Source organism: Streptomyces sp. NPDC088745 (genome assembly GCF_044751045.1).
Classification (GTDB): Bacteria; Actinomycetota; Actinomycetes; order Streptomycetales; family Streptomycetaceae; genus Streptomyces; species Streptomyces cremeus.
Genome location: NZ_JBIVLB010000026.1, coordinates 12433 through 30621 on the forward strand (window position 1 = coordinate 12433; position 18189 = coordinate 30621).

The 18189-nt window shown below is 71.5% G+C and carries 11 protein-coding genes; 4 read left to right on the forward strand and 7 right to left on the reverse strand.

The features are described 5' to 3' along the window. Window positions 1–28: 28 nt before the first annotated feature. Together ACIP93_RS36735 and ACIP93_RS36740 are read right to left on the reverse strand one after the other, a co-directional pair. Window positions 29–235, reverse strand: a complete 207-nt coding sequence (locus ACIP93_RS36735) for an MbtH family protein (RefSeq protein WP_401766539.1) — start codon at window positions 233–235, stop codon at window positions 29–31. Continuing rightward, entirely contained in the window at window positions 232–10656 is a 10425-nt protein-coding gene (locus tag ACIP93_RS36740; protein WP_401766542.1) for an amino acid adenylation domain-containing protein, read from the reverse strand. Before ACIP93_RS36740 ends, ACIP93_RS36735 begins: the two co-directional genes overlap by 4 nt. Window positions 10657–10986: 330 nt before the next feature. On the opposite strand from ACIP93_RS36740, the gene ACIP93_RS36745 reads away from it, so the two are divergent. After that, window positions 10987–11304: a hypothetical protein gene (locus ACIP93_RS36745; RefSeq protein ID WP_401766545.1), complete on the forward strand. Its 318-nt coding sequence runs from the start codon at window positions 10987–10989 to the stop codon at window positions 11302–11304. Window positions 11305–11868: 564 nt separating this feature from the next. Here ACIP93_RS36745 and ACIP93_RS36750 read toward each other — a convergent pair. The 5 genes from ACIP93_RS36750 to ACIP93_RS36770 form a co-directional block, all read right to left on the reverse strand. Continuing rightward, complete coding sequence (locus ACIP93_RS36750) at window positions 11869–12993, reverse strand: SPFH domain-containing protein (RefSeq protein WP_401766548.1); 1125 nt, start codon at window positions 12991–12993, stop codon at window positions 11869–11871. A 29-nt stretch (window positions 12994–13022) separates the two neighbouring features. Next, on the reverse strand, window positions 13023–13460 hold the full coding sequence (locus tag ACIP93_RS36755) for an NfeD family protein (RefSeq protein ID WP_401766550.1): 438 nt from the start codon (window positions 13458–13460) through the stop codon (window positions 13023–13025). A 364-nt stretch (window positions 13461–13824) separates the two neighbouring features. Beyond that, on the reverse strand, window positions 13825–14061 hold the full coding sequence (locus ACIP93_RS36760) for a hypothetical protein (RefSeq protein ID WP_401766553.1): 237 nt from the start codon (window positions 14059–14061) through the stop codon (window positions 13825–13827). 322 nt (window positions 14062–14383) lie between these two features. After that, window positions 14384–15016, reverse strand: a complete 633-nt coding sequence (locus ACIP93_RS36765; RefSeq protein ID WP_401766556.1) for a sortase domain-bontaining protein — start codon at window positions 15014–15016, stop codon at window positions 14384–14386. A gap of 15 nt (window positions 15017–15031) precedes the next feature. Next, window positions 15032–15799 carry a hypothetical protein gene (locus tag ACIP93_RS36770; protein WP_401766558.1) on the reverse strand — a complete coding sequence of 256 codons (768 nt, stop codon included), beginning with the start codon at window positions 15797–15799 and terminating at the stop codon, window positions 15032–15034. A gap of 396 nt (window positions 15800–16195) precedes the next feature. Here ACIP93_RS36770 and ACIP93_RS36775 point away from each other — a divergent pair, with 396 nt between their 5' ends. The 3 genes from ACIP93_RS36775 to ACIP93_RS36785 all read left to right on the forward strand — a co-directional run bounded on the left by ACIP93_RS36775 (window position 16196) and on the right by ACIP93_RS36785 (window position 18150). Then, entirely contained in the window at window positions 16196–16378 is a 183-nt protein-coding gene (locus ACIP93_RS36775) for a hypothetical protein (RefSeq protein WP_401766560.1), read from the forward strand. Between the two features lie 441 nt (window positions 16379–16819). Then, complete coding sequence (gene sigK / locus ACIP93_RS36780) at window positions 16820–17407, forward strand: ECF RNA polymerase sigma factor SigK (protein ID WP_401766562.1); 588 nt, start codon at window positions 16820–16822, stop codon at window positions 17405–17407. Continuing rightward, complete coding sequence (locus ACIP93_RS36785; protein ID WP_401766565.1) at window positions 17404–18150, forward strand: anti-sigma factor domain-containing protein; 747 nt, start codon at window positions 17404–17406, stop codon at window positions 18148–18150. Before sigK ends, ACIP93_RS36785 begins: the two co-directional genes overlap by 4 nt. Window positions 18151–18189 lie beyond the last annotated feature (39 nt).

Consider the following 18189-nt stretch of genomic DNA (forward strand, 5'->3'; position numbering starts at 1 on the left):
GCTGTGTTCTGGGACCCGCGGGTCTTGTTCAGGCCATGGCGGCGCGGGCGCTCCTGGGTGTGAGGTCCGTCCAGTGCGCCTCTACGTAATCCAGGCAGGCGGCGTGGGCTGCGGGGCCGAACACGGGCTCCCACCCGGCAGGGACGTCGGCGAAGGACGGCCACAGGGCGTGCTGGTCCTCGTCGTTGACGAGGACGCGGTGCTGGGTTTGCGGGTCGTCGAAGGGGTTGGTCATGAGTGATCTCCTTGTGCGGTGTGGTGACCGGCGCGCAGCGCGGCGGCCAGGGTCGTGCCGATCTGCGCCCGCGCGGCCGGCTGCATCATCTGGGCGTGCGCGCACGCCACGTCGTGGTTCTCGATGTGTCCGTCGATGTACGGTGCCCACAGTTCGAGTCCGAAGGCGTCGCGCGGGCGGCCTTCGGTGGCGGTGAAGAACAGCACATGGCCCCGGAACGTGCGGGGGGTGTATGTGCGCATCAGCCGTGCCTGGCCCGCGAAGTTGTCCACCATCGTGTCGATGGTGGCCGGTTCGAGAGACCCGAGCGGGCTGCCGCTGCGGCGGAACGCGTCCCGCACAGCGGTCGCCTCGACTTCGCCGTCTCCTTCGAGCGCGTCCTCCCCCACTCCCAGGTTGGACAGCAGCGCCCGGAACACGGTGTCGCGGCCGGCGCTGTCCAGGCCGTCGAGCGGCGCGATGGGGAAGGCGTCGAGGATGGTCAGCAGCGCGATCTGTTCACCTGCCTCTTGGAGCTGCACCGCGACCTCCTGCACGAGGTTGCCGCCGAAGGACCAGCCGAAGAGGTGGTACGGCCCGTGCGGCTGTACCGCTCGCAGCTCGGCGGCGTACACGGCCGCCATCGCCTCCATGCTGTCGGGGAAGGGCGCCGTGCCGTCGAGGTTGGGGGTTTGCAGGCCGTACACCGGCTGGTCGGGGTCGAGGTGGGGCAGCAGTCCGCCGTACGCCCAGGCCAGTCCGCCCGCCGGGTGGACGCAGAACAGGGGCGGGCGGTCGCCGGCGGTGCGCAGCGGCAGCAGCGTCGCCAGCGGATTGTCGTCCCCGCCGTCGAGGAGGCGTTCCGCGAGCGCGGCGACGGTCGGCGCCTCGAAGAGGCTGCGGATGCTGACCTCGACGCCCAGGGCGGTGCGGATGCGGCCGATGAGCCGGGTCGCGAGCAGGGAGTGGCCGCCCAGTGCGAAGAAGTCGTCGTCGATCAGTACCTGTTCGACGCCGAGCACCTCCGCGAAGAGGGTGCACAGCACGTCCTCGCGAGGGTTGCGCGGCCCCCTGCCGACGCGATCGGCGCCGACCGCGAGGGCGGAGGACGCCGGGTCGGGCAGGGCCCTGCGGTCCAGTTTGCCGCTGGGGGAGAGCGGCATCTCGGCCAGGGGCTGCCATCTGGTGGGGACCATGTACACGGGCAGGTTGCGGGCCGCGTGGTCCCGTATCGCCGCCAGAGCGGCTGCCGCCCCGGCCGCTTCGGCCGCTTCGGTCAGGACCAGGTAGGCGGCCAGCTGTGTCCCCGCGTCCTCACTGTCGTGGGCTGTCACGGCGGCCTGGACGACGTCGCTGTGTGTTTCGAGCACGGCCGCGATCTCGTCCGGCTCGACCCGGAAGCCACGCACCTTGACCTGGCTGTCGGAGCGTCCGGCGAATTCGAGTGCGCCGTCGCTGCCGCGTCGCGCGCGGTCTCCGGTGCGGTACATCCGTGCGCCGGCGGGGCCGTACGGATCGGGTACGAAGCTGCGGGCTGTCTCGGCCGGGCGCCCGTGGTAGCCGAGCGCGAGGCTGTCGCCGGCGAGGTACAGGTCGCCGACGATCCCCATGGGCACCGGGCGCAGCCGCGCGTCCAGCAGATACGCGCGGGTGCCGGTGACCGGTGTGCCCAGCACGGGGCGGTCGGTCTCGGCGAGCGGGGCGATGACGGTGTCGACGGTGGCTTCCGTCGGGCCGTAGAAGTTCCAGGACCGCACCTCGGGCGCCTCGCGCAGCGCGGTCCATAGGGCCTGCGGGACGGCCTCGCCGCCGAGCGCGACGACTGACGGGCGGTGGTGGGGGCCTGGTGCGAGCAGCCCGGCGTCCAGGAGTTGCCGCACGTGGCTGGGTGTCGACTCCAGGACGTCGATGCGGTGCTCGCGCACCGCGTCGACCAGCGCTTCGCAATCGCGCCTGGTCAGGTCGTCGAGGACGTGCAACTGGTGTCCGGCGGTCATCCACAGCACGGGGTCGAGGGAGGCGTCGAACGACAGGGCGGCGGTCAACGCCACCCGCAGCCGCCGGCCGCCGCTCGCGCGAACGGCCGGGGCGAAGACCTGCCGCCGGTGGTGGTCCAGCAGCCGGGCCAGCGAGCCGTGCCCGACGAGCACGCCCTTGGGGCGCCCGGTCGACCCCGAGGTGTGGATGAGGTACGCCGCCGAGTCCGGTGCGGGTCGGACGGCGGGCGCGCCGGTGTCCGGCGCCGTGAGGAAGCGGGCCGGCTCTGCGCCGTCGAGTACCAGCCGGGGCCAGGCGTCCCCGGCCCGGCCGGCCGTGGCGTCGACGGTGACGACGAGCCGGGGCCGGGCGTCGTCGAGGACGGCGTCGATCCGTCCCTGGGGGAGGGAATCGTCGACCGGCGCGTAGACCCCGCCGGCCTTGAGTACCCCCAGTAGGGCCGCGACGGAGTCGACGGACCGGGGCAGCAGCACGGCCACCACGTCGCCGGGGCCTACACCGGTCTCCTTCAGCAGGGAGGCGATGCGTCCGGAGCGGGTGTCGAGCTCCGGGAAGGAGATCCGGCCGTCGGGCGCGGTGACCGCGATGTCACCGCTGCGCGACGCGGCGACCGTCTCGGCGAACTGGTCGAGGACGGTCGCCGCCGAGCCGGTGGCGGGCTCGGCTCCGTGGCCCAGGGCCAGCAGGCGCTCCTGCTCGTGCTCGTCGGTCAGGGCCAGGTCGGCGATTCTGGTGCCGGGTTCGGAGACGGCCAGGTCGAGCAGGTGCAGGAACCACTGGGTGATCCGGTGCGCCGTGTCCTCGTCGAAGAGGTCCCGGCTGAACTCCAGGGTGGCGTCGAGGGTTTGCTCACCGGGCACCGCTGCGGGCCGTTCGGTGAAACCGAAGGAGAGGTCGAACTTGGCTCCCCCGGTGTCTACTCCCTCCATCCGCGCCCGTAGGCCCGGCAGGTCCAGGCGGGGCGGCCGGGTGTTGTTGAGGGTGAGCATCACCTGGAAGAGGGGGTGCCGGGCGAGGGAGCGCGCGGGCTGCAAGGTCTCCACGAGGCGTTCGAACGGCAGCTCCTGGTGGGCGTAGGCGGCCAGGTTGGTCTCCCGCACCCCGGCCAGCAGCTCCCTGAACGTCGTCCGCGGGTCCACCTCGGTGCGCAGGGCGAGCGTGTTGACGAAGAAGCCGACGAGCGGTTCGAGGGCCTCGTCCGTCCGCCCGGCCACCGGGGTGCCGATCGTGATGTCCTCGCCGGCGCCCGCGCGGTGCAGGACGGCGGCCAGCGCGGCGTGCAGAACCATGAAGGTGCTGGTCGCGGAGGTCCTGGCCAACCGGTCTAGTGCCGTAGTCGTGTCGGCCGGCACCTGGAACGTCACGACGCCGCCGCTTCCACTGGAGACGGCGGGCCTGGGCCGGTCGGCGGGCAGCGGCGTCTCCTCCGGTGCCCCGGCCATCCGTGCGGTCCAGTACGCCAGTTGACCGGTGGACAACGACGCCGGGTCGTCGGTGCTGCCGAGCATCCCGCGCTGCCACAGGGTGTAGTCCGTGTACTGGACCGGCAGCGCCGTCCAGCTGGGTGCGCGTCCGGACGTCCGCGCCGCGTAGGCACCGGCCAGGTCCTGGGCCAGCGGGCCCATCGACCATCCGTCGGCCGCGATGTGGTGCACCGTGATCAGCAGGGTGTGCCGGTCCTCGGCGAGCCGGAACAGCTCGGCGCGCAGGGGTATCTCCTGGGCCAGGTCGAACGGCCGCCCGCTCGCTTCCCGCAGGGCCTGTGCGAGAGCCGTGTCCTCCAGGGCCGTCACCGGCATGCCGGGGCGCGCGTCGCCGGGAGCGAGCACGGCTTGGAAGGGTTCACCGCCGTCGACCTTGATGAGGGTGCGCAGGCTCTCGTGCCGGGCCACCACGTCGGCGAGTGCCCGGTGCAGCACCGTGCGGTCCAGGGTGCCGCTCAGCCGTACTGCGACGGATATGTGGTACGCGGCGGAGTCCGGGTCCATCTGGTGCAGGAACCAGAGCCGTTGCTGTGCGGGGGACAGCGGCGGCTTAGGGGGCCTGGGGGACCTGCGTAGCGCGGGACGCGCCGTGCCTGCTTCGTCCAGCCGCTCGGCGAGCGCCGCCGGGGTGGTGGACTCGAAGAGGGCACGGACCGGCAGCTCGACGCCGAACGCCGAACGGATCCGGCCGACGAGGCGGGTGGCCAGCAGTGAGTGACCGCCCAGTTCGAAGAAGTCGTCGTCGCGGCCGACCCGTTCGTGTCCGAGGCTCTCCGCGAACAGGGCGCACAGGATCTCTTCCGGTGCGGAGCGGGGCGGGTCGGTGTCGGGCACCGCCCCGGTCCCGAGGCCCGCGTCCGCCGCGGTGGGCAACGCGGCGAAGTCCACCTTGCCGTGCGCGGTCAGCGGCAGCGCGGCCACGGGTATGACCGCCGTCGGCACCATGTACGCCGGAAGCCGGTCGGCCAGGTAGGCCCGCAGGGCACGGGTGGACAGTTCCTGCCCGTCACAGGCGACGACCCAGCACACGAGCCGCCCGTCGCCCCGCACGTCCGGTTGTACGGCGACCGCGGAGTGCGCCACATCGGGATGCGCGGTGAGCACCGTACCGATCTCGCCGGTCTCGACGCGGAACCCGCGTACCTTGACCTGCCCGTCGGCACGCCCCACGTATTCGAGGCGCCCCTCCCTGCGCCGCACAAGGTCGCCCGTGCGGTACATCCGGGTTCCCGGGACGCCGTACGGGTCGGGCAGGAAGCGGGCCGCCGTGGCGGAGGGGCGGTTCTCGTATCCGCGGGCCAGACCGGCGCCCGAGAGGTACAGCTCGCCCGTGACCCCCGGAGCGACCGGCCGCAGCCGCTCGTCGAGCACCCTGGCACGGGTGCCGGTGACGGGGTGGCCGAGGTGGGGGCGGGTACCGGCGGTCACGCGGCCCATCACACTGTTCACGGTGGTCTCGGTGGGCCCGTACAGGTTCCACACCGCGACGCCCTGGAGCGCCGCCAGCTCCTGCCACAGCGACTCGTTCACGGCTTCGCCGCCGAGTGCGAGGACGCGCGGACGGGGCCGCCCGGGGGCGAACAGGCCGCAGGAACGCAGCTGTTCGAGGAAGGACGGAGTGGTCTCGACGACATCGATCGCGCTGCGGTGCACGAGAGCGGTGAGCGCCTCGGGGTCGCGGCGGGTCGCGTCGTCCACCAGGTGCAGTTCGTGTCCGGCGACCATCCACAGGAACGGGTCCCATGAGGCGTCGAAGGTGGTGGCGGCCGTGAGCGCGACCCGCAGCGGGAGGCCGTTGTTCTCCTCCTCGGCGGGCTCCATCAGCTTCTCGCGGTGACTGGCGAAGAGGTTCGCCAGGGACCGGTGCTCGACGACGACGCCCTTGGGAAGGCCCGTGGACCCCGAGGTGTAGAGCACGTATGCGGCGTCCCGGGCGCGCGGAGTCCCGGGCAGCGTCCCTCCGGCGGGGCGCCATAGCGTCGGGTCGTCGAGAAGGAGACTGGCTGGTGCCGGCGGCAGCGCGTCCCGTGTTTCGGTCGTGGTCAGCAGCAGCCGGGGTGCGGCGGTGTCGAGGATCATCCGGTTGCGGGTACGGGGATGCGAGGGGTCGAGCGGTACGTACACGCCTCCGGCACGCAGCACCCCGAACAGCGCCACGATCTGCAGCGACGTGCGGGGCAGGGCTACCGCCACCCGGTCGCCACCGCCGACACCGGACGCCCGCAGCACACAGGCCAGTTGCTCGCCTCGTGCCAGCAGGTCCCCATAGCTGAGGCGGCCGTCGGAGGCGACCACGGCGGTACGGCCCGGCTGGGCGGTGGCGCGGGCGGTGAGCACGTCCACCACCGTCCAGTCCTCGCCCGTCGCCTCCCGGGGAGCGGGGGATGGCGCGGCCACCGGGATCGGTGCGGGCCGGGGCAGCTCGTCCAGGGCCGCGTCGTGCTGGCCGGCGGTCAGGAAGCCGATGTCGGCCGTGGGGCGGCCGGGGTCGGCGAGGGCCGCCTGCAGCAGGCGCGTGAAGTGCTCGGCGAAGCGCTCGGCCGTACCTCGGTCGAAGAGGTCCTCGCTGAACTCCAGCTCACCGACGACACCAGTCGGCGCGCCGCCCTCGTCGTGTTCTTCGGTCAGGTCCCAGGTGAGATCGAACTTGGCCCCGGAGCGGCCGGTGGAGGGCTCGTGGCACACGCTGAGGCCAGCCAGAGCGGGGCGCGGCGCCGGGGTGTTGTTGAGGCTGAGCATGACCTGGAAGAGGGGGTGGCGGGAGAGCGAGCGTGCTGGCGCCACCTCCTCCACGATGCGCTCGAAGGGAAGGTCCTGGAGTGCGTAGGCCGCGAGGTCGGCGCGCCGTACTCGCTCCACGAGTTCGCGCAGGCTCGGCGCACCGGAGGTGTCGGTCCTCAGCACCAGCGTGTTGACGAAGAAGCCCACCATGTCGGCGAGGGACTCGTCGGTGCGGCCCGCCACCGGCGTACCGATCGCGATGTCCTCGCCGGCGCCCAGACGTGTCATCAGGGCGGCCAGTACCGCGTGCAGCACCATGAACGTGCTGGCCCCGCAATCGGCCGCGAGCCGTACCAGCGCGCGGTGCGTGGCGGCGTCGAGCCGGACGGGCACGGCCCCGCCCCGGCCGGACGCCCGCGCCGGGCGTGCCCGGTCGGCGGGGAAGGTCAGCTCCTCCGGTAGCCCTTCCAGCAGATGCGCCCAGCGGGCGAGCTGGCGTCCCGCGAGGCTGTCGCCGCTTCGCGGGTCGCCCAGCAGGCCGCGCTGCCACAGGGCGTAGTCGGCGTACTGCACGGGAAGGGCGTCCCATCGCGGAGCCCCGCCGGTGGCGCGCGCCGCGTAGGCGGTGGCGAGGTCGTGCATGAGCGGGCCCATCGACCAGCCGTCCGCCGCGATGTGATGCAGCGTCAGCACAAGCACGTGCTCATCTGGTTCGACGGGGAACAACCGTGCGCGCAGAGGCAGTTCACGGTCGAGGGCGAAGGGCGTGGGATCGGACTCCACGGGCCCCTCCGGCATCACCACGAGCGCCGGGCGGGCGGCCTCCGGAGAAAGGACGCGTTGGCGGGGGCCCTCCTCGTCGACGGCGAAGAGGGTACGCAGGCTCTCGTGCCGTCCCGTCAGGTCGGCGAGCGCGTCGGCGAGCGCTTCCCGGTGCAGCGGACCCGACAGCCGCAGAGCGACCGGCAGGTGGTAGGCGGCGCCGGCTTCGCCCAGCTCTTCCAGGAGCCACAGCCGCTGCTGCCCGAAGGACAGCGGCAGCCGCTCGGGGCGCGGCGAGGCGGCCTCGACCGGCGGCCGCGCCGTCGGCGCCGTGTCCAGTACGGCGACGAGACCGGCCGGGGTCGGCGACTCGAAGAGGGCGCTGACCGGCAGCTCGACGCCGAAGGCGCCGCGGACCCGGCTCACCAGGCGGGTAGCCAGCAGCGAATGCCCGCCCAGCAGGAAGAAGTTGTCGTCCCGGCCTGCCCGGGGCACGCCCAGGCACTCGGCGAAGACCGCGCACATCAGTTCCTCGTCGGGGGTGCGCGGTGCGCTGCCGCGGGCCGCGACCGGCGTGGCCTGCGGCAGGCGGCCGGTGTCGAGCTTCCCGTTCGGGGTGAGCGGCAGCCGGGGCACCGTCGCCCAGGCGGTCGGCACCATGTGCTCGGGAAGCAGACCGGCCAGGGCGTCCCGTGCGTCCGCGAGTTCCGTGCCGCCCGCCGGGCCCTCGGTCACTAGGTACGCGGCGAGACGTTCCACCCCGTCCGCAGAGCCGGTCAGGGTGACCGCCGCCTCGGTGACGCCCGGCAGGCTCCGCAGTGCGGACTCGACCTCGCCGGTCTCCACGCGGTAGCCACGCACCTTGATCTGGCGGTCGCTTCGGCCCAGGAACTCCAGGGCGCCGCTCCCGCTCCAGCGGGCGAGGTCTCCCGTGCGGTACATCCGCCCCCCGGGCGGCCCGAACGGGTCTGGCAGGAACCGCTCCGAGGTGAGCCCCGGACGGCCGGAGTAGCCGCGCGCCACGCCCTCGCCGGACAGGTACAGTTCACCGGTTGCGCCCAGTGGTAGCGGATGCAGCGAGGGGTCGAGCACGTAGGCCCCGGCACCGGCGACCGGGCGGCCGATGACCGGAGTGCCGCCCGTGATCCGGGTGGTCACCGCGTCGACGGTGGCCTCGGTGGGGCCGTAGAAGTTGAAGACCAGCAGGCCGGACTGGGCGGCGAGTTCATTCCACAGCGCGTCGTCGACGGCTTCCCCGCCGAGGGCGATCACCAGGGGCCTGTGCTGCGGGGCGGTGAGCAGTCCGGCGGCGAGCATCTGCCGCAGGTACGTGGGGGTGGTCTCGATGGCGTCGATGCGCTGCTCGACGAGGAAGTCCACCAGCGCTTCGGGGTCGCGGCGGATGTCGTCGCCGACGATGTGCAGTTCGTGGCCCGCGACCATCCACAGCACCGGGTCCCACGAGGCGTCGAAGGAGGTGGCCGCGGTCAGGGCGACCCTCAGCCGTCGGCCTAGCGTCCGTTCCGCCAGCGCGTGGGTTTCCTGCCGGTGGTGTTCGAGAAGGTTGCTCAGCGAGCGGTGCTCTACGACGACACCCTTGGGCCTGCCGGTGGAACCGGACGTGTAGATGACGTACGCCGCGTCCCGGATGCCAGGCCTGCCCGGTTCGGCCACGGCCGGCTCCAGGCCCGCCAGGGCCGGGTCGACCAAGGGGAGTGCACCCCGCGGGGCCAGGGTGCGCGCGCTCTCGGCCGTGGCGACGAGTGCGATCGGCCGCGAGTCCTCGATCATGAAGGCGAGCCGGTCGGCGGGGTACGAGGGGTCGAGCGGTAGATACGCGGCGCCCGTCCGCATCACCGCGAGCATCGCCACCACCAGATGCGTGGACCGGGGCAGGCCGACGGCCACGCGGGCGCCGGGCCTGGCACCCTTGGCGGCCAGCACCCGGGCGAGGGCGTCGACCTGTGCGTCCAGCTCTCCGAAGGTGAGCCGGGTGCCGCCGCACACCACAGCCGTGTCCGCGGGCGTGGTCCGCGCCTGTTCGGCGAGCTGCTCGGGGAGGGTGGCGAGGTCTTGTCGTTCTTCTCCTCCGGCCTCGGCGGAGGCCGGGGCACCCAGCCCGAGCACCTGGAGCCGCTCGTCGTCGCCGACGACGCGCAGGCTGCCGATCGTCCGCTCCGGGTCGTCGGCGAATGCCTCGATCAAACGGCACAGGCGCTCGTGATGGGCGGCCAGCTCCTGCGGGGTGTAGAGGCCGGGGTTGCCGAGCAGGTCGACGTGAATCCCGCCGTCGGCGTACGAGGCGTGCACGGCGAGGGCCATGTCCTCCACCGGGCCGACCGACAGGTTGTGCAACGTCGCCTGGTGCGGGCCGAAACTGAGCCGGTCGTCGAAGGCCAGGACGTTGACCGAAGGCCCGGTCAACGGGACATCCGTACCGGTGAGTCCGAGGTCGTGACGCAGACTCTCCGACGGGTAGCGCTGATGCGCCAGGACCTTGCGGGCCTGGGCCGACGCCTGCTTGGCCACGTCCGCGACCCGGTCGGACGGCGATATCCGCAACCGCATCGGCAGGATGTTGCTGAGCATGCTCGGCGTCGCACGGGCCAGCGGCGTGCGCCGCCCGGTCACCGGCAGTCCCAGTACGACCTCCCCGAGCCCCCGGCTGCGGTGCAGGTAGACCGCCATGGCCGCCATGAACAGCGTCGGCCACCCGGCACCCACCCGCTTGGCCGCCGCGCGCAGCCGTTCGGCGTCGGGGGCCGCGAACTCCCGGCGGGCGCGCAACGAGCCGTGTCCGGGGGAGCGCCGGCGTTCGGCCAGCCCCGTGGGGGCGGGGGCGCCGGCCAGGTACTCCGCCCAGAACTCGCCGTCCGCGCTGTGCTTTCCGGAGGTCCGGTACGCCTCCTCCTCCGCGACCAACGCCTCCAGGGCGGGCTGCGGCCGGGACCCCTGGCAGGCGGCCGCCGGAGTCGGGGACTCGGTGTAGACCTCGGCTATGCGGGCGAGGGCGAGCGCGGCGCCGTATCCGTCGAGCGCCAGGTGATGCACCTGCTGGTGGAACAGATGGCGTTTCTCGGCAAGGCGGTAGAGCGTCATGCGCACGAGCGGCCCGATGGTGATGTCCGCCGGTCGGTCCAGGCACTCCCTCATCCGCCGCAGCGCCTCGGCGTGCGGGTCGTCGTACCGCGACAGATCGACCAGCGGAACATCGATGTCCGCGCTCGGGTGGACGAGTTGGAACGGAATGCCGTCGCGCTCGCCGAAGACCAGACGCAGCGCTTCCCACTCGTCCGCGACCCTGCGCACGGCGGCCCGCAGGAGCTCCGGGTCCATCCGGCCCCGGATGTCCGCGTACTCGGCCACGTTGTACGACGGGTTCTCGGCGTCCATCCGCTGAGCGAACCAGAGACCGCGCTGAGCCGCGGTCAGCGCGAACGGGCGGGGCGAAGTCCCGTTGTGCGGTACGTCGATCACGCGCTCTCACCTCGGTAGAAGACCACCGGACACCGGTCGGCATCGCGGTTGCAAACCTGGGCGATCGCGCACACGAGCACGATCGCCAGCTCCAGACAGTCGCCGTTGCCCCCAATGGGCCGTCACATCGATCCTTCGGAGCCACGCAGTCACCGGATTGGCGGAGTGATGCACGACACATCTATGAGCGACGAGTTTTGGACTTCACAAGCGCACACAAGTCAAAAAGCAGTGTTTTTGAGTCACTCGCCAATCTGTGCGGTGGCTGGCTCCGAAGTTCCCGCGTCGCGGTTCAGCCGTGACGAGCCCTACGAGACCACTGGAGCACCCATGAAATTCATCGCCACCGCCTTGCGTTGGAGCGCCGCGACTGCGGCCACCGGCGCTCTGCTGATGTCGACCGCGACCATCGCCGCAGCCGCCGAGTCCCAAGAGCCGGCCGGGCCGAGGGTGCAGTCCATACGGGCGGACCAGCCGCGCGAGGCATCTTGGGCCAACGCCTACGCCTACCGCGGGGTCCAGGGCGGCAACCTGTGCCTGCTTTCGCGGTGTTCGGTCGGCGGCCCCGCAGCGGGGGGCGACGCCGGACCGAGCAACACCCAGGGCTTCAACCTCTGCCTGCTCGCGGTCTGCGGGGTCCGCCCCTGACACCGGCCCCGCGCAGCACTGTTCCGGAAGCCGGTGAGCGGCCTCCGGAACAGTGGGTTTTCCCTAAGCGACATCACGGGCGCGGACGCGGGCACGGCCGTCGGCGCCCCCCGTCGGGGCGCGCGGCCTCACGGCTGCGGAGAGCCGCCTCGCAGTCCGCTGAGGCGAACGCCTCAGCCAGCCCGTCGATCTGAAGGAAGCCGCCGGACCTCCAGGTGTCGGTCTGCGGTGAACGGGGCCGTCCGCGGGACGACGAGCGTCACGGCCCTGGTGCCGGTGCGCGGCGTTTTCGGCAGCACGCTCGATTACGTGTCGGACGCGGCCTGCCGGGACGGATGTCCCAGCCGCTCCCGGGCGCCCTCGATGCCGGTCCTCGCGGGAAACGGCACCGCGGCGGACAGGCGCCGAGAGCCGCGGGGCGGCACGGCCTCCTGCCACGCCGGGGCGGATGGCCGTGCTGAACCCGTGCGTGCCACAGCTGGGTGACGGGGCCGGCGGGGGCGGCCCCGGATGTGCTCCGCTTGTGTACGCAACGCGAGACCACGGTGTGGTGGAGACTTGCCCTCACGAGCCGGGCGGCGACCCGTCGGCGGATGTCCGTTTCCGACCCGGGAGCTGGGCAGTGCGAGCCGCCTCGGCCTCGGCTTTCGCATCCTTCACCACGGCCGCGGCCTGCTTGGCGACTTCGTCAGCGGCCGTGGCGGCGTCGAGCGACAGCGCCCCTGTCGAGGGCTCACCGAGCTCGGCCTCCTGAGCCCCGGTGTCCTTCCCGGCGGCAGTTCCTTCCCCGGCCTGTCCGAGCGGAGGAAGACCCGTCGTCGAGTGGTCGCTGAACGCGCTGGTGACGGCGCGGACCGCCTCGGTCAGTTCGCCCGGGATCACCCAGAACGTGTTGTTGTCGCTCTTCGCCAGGTGGGGCAGGGTCTCCAGGTATTTGTAAGCCAGGATCTTGGGGTCGGCGTTGTTGCGGTGAACGGCTTGGAAGACGCGTTCCACCGCCTTCGCCTCACCGTCGGCCCGCAGAATCATGGCCTGCTGGGTGCCCTGGGCCTCCAGGATGTCCTTCTGCTTCGTACCCTCCGCGGTGAGGATCTTGGCCTGCCGCTCGCCCTCGGCGTGCAGGATGGCCGCGCGCTTGTCGCGTTCGGCCCGCATCTGCTTCTCCATCGCCTCCTTGATGGTGTTCGGCGGGTCGATGGCCTTGATCTCTACACGGTTGACCCGGATGCCCCACTTGCCGGTGGCCTCGTCGAGGACGCTGCGCAGCCGTGCGTTGATCTCCTCGCGCGAGGTGAGCGTGCCCTCCAGGTCCAGGCTGCCGATGACGTTCCGCAGGGTGGTGACGGTGAGTTGGTCGATCGCCTGGAGGTAGTCCGCGACCTCGTAGGCCGCGGCGCGCGGGTCGGTGATCTGGTAGTAGAGCACGGTGTCGATGTTCACCACGAGGTTGTCCTCGGTGATCACCGGCTTGGGATCGGACGAGTACACCTGCTCGCGCACGTCGAGTTTGGTGTTGGTCCGGTCCGCCACCGGCAGGACGAGGTTCAGTCCGGGCTGCAGCGTGCGGTGGTACCTGCCGAACCGCTCGATGTTGTAACGGCGCGCCTGCGGCACGATCCGTACCGAGGAGGCCACCAGGAAGACCACGACGATCGCGGCCACGATGATCGGAATGAGGATCAGGTCCATGGTTCCTCCGTCGGGGTGGCTTCAACCGTTCAAGGGAGTAGCTCTCGGGGATAGACCAGCGCGGTGGCGCCTTCGATCTCCATGACGTCCACCAGCGTTCCCACGGGGATCACGTGGCTCTCGTCGAGGGCACGGGCGGACCACACCTCGCCTGCGACCTTGATCAGACCGCGCGTCGCGGTGATCTCCTGGATCACTTCGGCCGTCTTGCCGATCAACGCGTCGCTGCCCTCCCGGGTGAGGGGCGTTCGCGTCATCAGGCGCAACGCGACGGGCCGCGCGATCACGAGTCCCGCCACCGCTGCGACTCCGAACGCGACGAACTGCCCGAGAACACCGACGCCTGCCCCGGCGACTACGGCCGCGACCAGGGCGGCACCCGCCAGCAGACCGAAGACCAGCGTCAGCGTGAGGAACTCGGCGACACCGAGCACCCCGGCGGCCAGGAGCCACAGGACCCACGTCATCGAATCGCCTCCCTCGAAGGGCTGCTTCCCAATCTGCTCTTCCCGGGCTAGAAGAATCTGGGCAGATGGGGGTATTCGACCCGGTCGACCGCACACTCTGTGGCTGATGCGCTGCGGACCTTGAACGACGGGGTACTGATCCGCGCACCGGTGGAACGGTCATCGGTACCGGTGCAAGGTCACCGCAATGGTGTCGGCATCGACAACACCGCGTACAACAACACCATGACCAACTTGTCTACGACACCGTTGCCGTTGCGCTTTACGCGGTGCATGCCGCTCCCGCCCTGTCCGAAAGGCGGAGGCGGTACGCACCGTTCTTTCTCATGCGCTCAGCGGTGGCGGATTCCTGACATGACGTCTGTCAGAGGATGCCGACGCCCAGGCCGATACCGATTCCGCCTCCGTAGTAGTAGTCGTTCCACCAGCCGTGGTGGTGGCCCCACCAGCCGTCGTGGCCCCAGTGGTCGTCCTGTACCGATGCTGTCACTGCGGTGGGCGGTGCGGAGGCGGGAGCGGCGCTGGCTCCGCCAGCAACGGGGATGATGAGCGCGGCGGCGAGAGCGGCAGCCGCGACACCGTTGGCGAGGATCCTGCTCATGATGGACACTCCTGTTAAACAGTCTTGGGGTCCCCGAGCTCTTTTCCCACACTAGACCTCTCCCGCACCATGTGCCTGTGGATCACCCATTGACGCTTTGCGCGGCGGGAACGTGACAAGGGGCTGGATCGTCCCCCAGAGCCCTGATCCGTTGTTTGCGCATGGCGACTTACACGTGAATGGCGTGTGCCCGGCCTGGTTGGGGGCGTTGGGGGTTGTTGAGCTCCTCACGTATACGACGTGGCTGGCTTTCCAAGCCCCGGTCTTCTTTCTCACTCCGGGGGCAACTCAGTCTCCCTTCACGGGTGATACTCCGGCTTCCTCAAGGGGTGAGTTCCGCGGTGATGACGAGGTTGGAGCGGTAGGTGTGGTGAGTGCTGTCCCAGCCGGTGCAGGTGATCAGTGTCAAGGTTGCGGTGGTGGTGGGGCCGTAGACGCGCTGCGAGGGAAAGGCGTTCTTCGCCCACACGTCGATGCCGGTGACGGTGAAGCGTGCGGTACTGCCGTCACGGCGGGTGACGGTGAGGGGAAAGCCCCGGCGCAGAGTGCCCAGGTCGTAGAAGGCGGCGGGGCCGTCCTCGGAGTCGACGTGGCCGACGGTGATGGCGTTGCCCCTTTCGCCCGGTGTGACGGAACCGGTGTACCAGCCGGCGTGATCCGGGTCTTCGGGAAGAGCGACGGAACCGTCGGCGGCCCGGGTCACCTCGTCGACCTCGGTGCGCAGGCCGATCCTCGGGATGCTGAGGACGACGGGTTCCGAGCGGGACAGGACCGCGCCCTGTGGCTGTACGGCCGTGCTGTGCGCGGTAGGCGCGGTGTGAACACGGGGGAGCGGGACGGGGGGAGGCTGCGGCCCGGTCATCGCGGTAGCGAGGAGGGCGAGTGCGCTGGTGGTGAAGGCGGTGGCCGCCGCGGTGTAGACACCGCGGCGGCCACGGGGCCTGAGGCCGGTCATGCGTGCCGCTGCCGGTCAGCTCTGGTGGTTGGCGCGGCGGCGCAGGTACAGGGCGCCTCCCGCAGCGGCGAGCAGGCCACCGGCGGCGCCCAGTGCCATGGTGTCACCGTCCTGTGTGCCTCCCATGCCACCGGCGGTCGCCCCGGTGGGGGCCATCTTCAGCGGCCCGCACAGGGCGGGGTTGGTGGCCTCGGAGGGCAGCTTGGGGTCAAGGTCGCTGGCACCCAGCACGTTGTCGTACTTGCCGTTGCCGTTGAAGTCGATACCGTGCACCACGACGACGGCGTTCTCGGCCCGCAGCTCCTTCGCCGTCTCGTCGTTGACGGTGAGGGTGCGCTGGTAGGTGTACGAGGCACCCATGGGGAAGCGCGCGACTGCGAGGGCCGAGTGGTCGGCGCCGGCGTCACCGGAGGTGGTGAGCGAGGCGCCGATCTTGCCGTAGAACGGCAGGCCGTCCGTGGTGTTCAGGCTGAGCTGCCCGTTGTGCTTCTTCGCCGCGGACATCGGCGGGCACTGGCCCTTGGCGCCGATGTGGAAGTGCTGGGCGTGCGGCGCGTCTGCCAGCAGGCCCTGCGTCTTGATGGTGACGGTGGCCTGGTTCCCCTTGAGATGCACCATCGCCGTGCCGGCACCGGTGACCTTGCTCGTCGGAATGGGGGAGAGCGTGGCGTGCAGTGCGTCGTCGCCGTGCGCGGGACTGTCCGCGAACGCCACCGGGGACAGGATCATCCCGGAGGCTATCGCCGCCATGGCAGCCGCCGAGGTGACCGTCTTGTTCTTCATGCGTACTCCAGCTGAGAGTCGAGACCGGCTGCCCCAGAGGTGATGAGGGCGCACTTGCAGACCGCATACCGGTGCTTTCCGTGACAGCTTGGGCACCCCTGCCGAGGGCGAGCCACCCCACACGGCCATTCGAGGGAAGCTGCAGATGCCCGCCCGTACGTCGAGGAAGAGTTCGCGCGGTGCCAGCCCGGCCGATAAGGCACGGCAGGTCCACAGTGGGGCGAGGTGGGTGGCCCGGCCCCAGACCACGACAGTTCGGTCCCCCGGCGCGCGGGGTGTCGTAGGTGGACGGGCTGGAGACGGGCAGGCCGAAGGCGGACAGCGCGTCGAGCCGCACCTGGCGCTCGACACCGATCCGCCACGCCTCACGCAGGGCACGGCCCCGTCACGAGTGGCATGGTCGGTGGTCGCCGCGGCACCGGCGTCGCCCAGGGCAGCGACCCGGCGGCCTGCCTTCGCCGGGCAGGTGATGAGCCCGGCCGCCTTCTCGGCGGCGGCACGGGGCGGCACGAAGTGGAGTTCGACGCCTCGCGGACAGACTCCAGGCCCTCGCTGTTCCTGCGCGACCACCGCCCCTGACCCGGGGCGCCCCGGGCGGCATATCCGTGGTCGTCCGCGATGCGGTCGACGTGCTGCGGCCGGACGCTCTTTGGCATCATCCGCGGGCTGGCCGGCAGGGTCGGGACCGCGTACTCGCTGACGTCGGACGGCAGAGAGCGTACCTGGCCCCGGTCGATGCCCGTCGTGAGCTCAGCCCCTGCCAGCCCGGGCCGCCGGAGTTCAGGCGTCCCGCTGGGAGTTTTCGGGGTGCGGACGGCGAAGTGCGCTCCCATCCGCACGCGCGTCCGCTACGAAGTACTGCTGACACGCCCATCTGCTGCGGTGGCCGGACCAATCCGCGGGGCGGTCCGGCTGGCGCTTCAGCGACACGTCAAGGACTGGCATGCGATGGACACCCCGCCCACCGGCCGCCCTCCCCGGCCGGCCCTTCGCCTCCTCCGCCCGGCCGGAGCACCACAGGTGAACCAACCGTTCCCCTTCGGTCCCGGGCCGATCGCCGACCGCACCGACCTCGCCGACCTCATGGAGCAGGTCGCCCACGGCGACAAACAGGCGTTCTCCACCCTCTATGACGCCCTCGCGCCTCTCGTCTTCGGCATCGTGCTCAAGGTCGTGCGCGACAGGGCGCAGTCCGAGGAGGTCGCCCAGGAAGTCATGATCGACCTGTGGCGGCAGGCCGCCCGCTACCGGCCCGAGGCCGGCGCGGTGACGACGTGGGCAGCGACGATCGCCCACCGGCGGGCCGTGAACCGCGTCCGCTCCGTCCAGGCGGCCTCCGACCGCGAGCAGGCCCAGGCCGCCCGCGAACACACCACCGTCTTCGACGAGGTCGCCGAACAGGTCGAGACCCGCCTGGAGTCCGAACAGGTCCGCCGCTGCCTGCGCGGACTGACCGAGATCCAGCGGCAGGCGGTCACCCTCGCCTACTACCGCGGACTGACCTACCGTGAGGTCGCCGAAACCCTGCGCACACCTCTTCCCACGATCAAGACACGCATGCGCGACGGGTTGATCCGTCTCCGCGACTGCATGGGGGTGGCCACATGAAACTCGACGAATCCGACGCCCACGCCCTGGTAGCCGCCTACGTGCTGGGGGCGCTGGAGGCCGGTGAACGCGGAGCCTTCGAAGACCATCTCCAGGCGTGCGAGACCTGCCAGATGGAGGCCGCCGAGTTCGAGGCGACTGCGGCGCGCCTGGCAGCAGCGGTGGCCTTGCCGCCGCCCACGGCGGCCAAGGCACAGGTCATGGCCGCCATTGACGGGGTTCGCCAGTCGCCGCCCCGTATCCCGGGAGCCGCCGCACCCGCCCTCGGCGGCGTGCTGCGCCGCAAGGCGCTGCCATTGGCGCTGGCCGCGAGCGTGGCCGCCGCCGTATTCGGCGGCACGACGGTGTGGCAACTGCGGGACGGTCAGGAACTCCGGCAACAGGCCCGCCAGGCCCAGCAGCAACTGGACGCGGTCAGTGCCGTGCTGGCGGCCCCGGACGCGCGCAGCGTGCGCGGACGGGCCGCCAACGGAGCCACGGTGACCATCGTCGCCTCCAAGCGGCAGAACGGCGCCGTCCTCACCGCCACGAGCCTGCCCGCACTCGGCGCGGGCAAGATCTACCAGTTGTGGCTGGACTACGGAGGCACCATGCGCCCGGCCGGATTCATCGACGGCGACGGCACCGTCGTCCTGACCGGCGACCCCGCCGACGCGGGCGCCGTGGGCCTGACTCTCGAACCCGCCGGGGGCTCCCCCCAGCCCACCTCCGCCCCCCTGCTCCTGATGTCCCTTCCCGCCTGACCCCGCGCGGGCGCTCATTCGGCCGCCAGACCGGCAATC

What these genes read in the sequence shown, in the direction of transcription:
- ACIP93_RS36785 (WP_401766565.1), top strand. Translation starts at nt 17,404, where the DNA reads ATGAAACTCGACGAATCCGACGCCCACGCCCTGGTAGCCGCCTACGTG.
- ACIP93_RS36755 (WP_401766550.1), bottom strand. Translation starts at nt 13,460, where the DNA reads ATGACGTGGGTCCTGTGGCTCCTGGCCGCCGGGGTGCTCGGTGTCGCC.
- ACIP93_RS36735 (WP_401766539.1), bottom strand. Translation starts at nt 235, where the DNA reads ATGACCAACCCCTTCGACGACCCGCAAACCCAGCACCGCGTCCTCGTC.
- ACIP93_RS36760 (WP_401766553.1), bottom strand. Translation starts at nt 14,061, where the DNA reads ATGAGCAGGATCCTCGCCAACGGTGTCGCGGCTGCCGCTCTCGCCGCC.
- ACIP93_RS36745 (WP_401766545.1), top strand. Translation starts at nt 10,987, where the DNA reads ATGAAATTCATCGCCACCGCCTTGCGTTGGAGCGCCGCGACTGCGGCC.
- ACIP93_RS36770 (WP_401766558.1), bottom strand. Translation starts at nt 15,799, where the DNA reads ATGAAGAACAAGACGGTCACCTCGGCGGCTGCCATGGCGGCGATAGCC.
- ACIP93_RS36775 (WP_401766560.1), top strand. Translation starts at nt 16,196, where the DNA reads ATGGTCGGTGGTCGCCGCGGCACCGGCGTCGCCCAGGGCAGCGACCCG.
- ACIP93_RS36765 (WP_401766556.1), bottom strand. Translation starts at nt 15,016, where the DNA reads ATGACCGGCCTCAGGCCCCGTGGCCGCCGCGGTGTCTACACCGCGGCG.
- ACIP93_RS36750 (WP_401766548.1), bottom strand. Translation starts at nt 12,993, where the DNA reads ATGGACCTGATCCTCATTCCGATCATCGTGGCCGCGATCGTCGTGGTC.